General features: G+C 41.4%; 1 pseudogene. It reads right to left on the minus strand.

The window, feature by feature from the left end:
- A pseudogene (locus ACQYZ7_RS16645) lies at positions 1–1,600 on the minus strand (gliding motility-associated C-terminal domain-containing protein); the annotation flags it as partial.

Genomic DNA, 1,600 nt, shown 5'->3' on the forward strand with positions numbered 1-1,600 from the left:
TATATTGTGATGTCAGCTGGCACTGTAAAATCTGGTGCAGTGGTATCGGTTACTGTGATTGTTTGGGTATGACTTACTGTGTTTCCACAGTTGTCAGTTGATTCCCATTTACGTACAATCTCTCCACAACCGTCTACTACCGTATTACTTACTTCGGTAAAGATTACATCTACTACGGTATCGCAATTGTCAGTCGCTGTAATTGTTGGTACTGAGGGTACTGACTCACAGTCTACTGAGATGTTTGCTGGTTCGTCTGATAATACGGGTGCAGTGGTATCGGTTACTGTGATTGTTTGGGTATGACTTACTGTATTTCCACAGTTGTCTGTTGATTCCCATTTACGTACAATCTCTCCACAACCGTCTACTACCGTATTACTTACTTCGGTAAAGATTACATCTACTACGGTATCGCAATTGTCAGTCGCTGTAATTGTTGGTACTGAGGGTACTGACTCACAGTCTACTGAGATGTTTGCTGGTTCGTCTGATAATACGGGTGCAGTGGTATCGGTTACTGTGATTGTTTGGGTATGACTTACTGTGTTTCCACAGTTGTCGGTTGATTCCCATTTACGTACAATCTCTCCACAACCGTCTACTACTGTATTGCTTACTTCGGTAAATACTACATCTACTACTGTATCGCAATTGTCAGTCGCTGTAATTGTTGGTACTGAGGGTACTGACTCACAGTCTACTGAAATATCTGCTGGTTCGTCTGATAATACTGGTGCAGTGGTATCAGTTACCGTGATTGTTTGGGTATGACTTACTGTGTTTCCACAGTTGTCTGTTGATTCCCATTTACGTACAATCTCTCCACAACCGTCTACTACTGTATTGCTTACTTCGGTAAATACTACATCTACTGCGCTATCGCAATTATCAGTCGCTGTAATTGTTGGTACTGAGGGTACTGACTCACAGTCTACTGAGATGTTTGCTGGTTCGTCTGATAATACTGGTGCTGTGGTATCGGTTACCGTGATTGTTTGGGTATGACTTACCGTATTACCACAGTTGTCGGTTGATTCCCATTTACGTACAATCTCTCCACAACCGTCTACTACTGTATTACTTACTTCGGTAAAGATTACATCTACTACGCTATCGCAATTGTCAGTCGCTGTAATTGTTGGTACTGAGGGTACTGACTCACAGTCTACTGAGATGTTTGCTGGTTCGTCTGATAATACTGGTGCAGTGGTATCAGTTACCGTGATTGTTTGGGTATGACTTACTGTGTTTCCACAGTTGTCAGTTGATTCCCATTTACGTACAATCTCTCCACAACCGTCTACTACCGTATTGCTTACTTCTGTAAAGATTACATCTACTACTGTGTCGCAATTATCTGTTGCTGTGATCGTTGGTACTGAGGGTACTGACTCACAGTCTACTGAGATGTTTGCTGGTTCGTCTGATAATACTGGTGCAATATTATCTACTACTGTAATTGTTTGTACTTTCTCTGTTGTATTTCCACAACTATCTACTAATTTCCATGTACGTTTAATAAGCTTCTCTCCTTCACAACTCCCAGCTAACTCTTCATCTGTAAAAGTAGCTTCTAACCCTGAATTACAATTATCTG

Origin of the sequence: Tenacibaculum sp. SDUM215027 (assembly GCF_050566205.1) — a bacterium.
GTDB lineage: Bacteria > Bacteroidota > Bacteroidia > Flavobacteriales > Flavobacteriaceae > Polaribacter.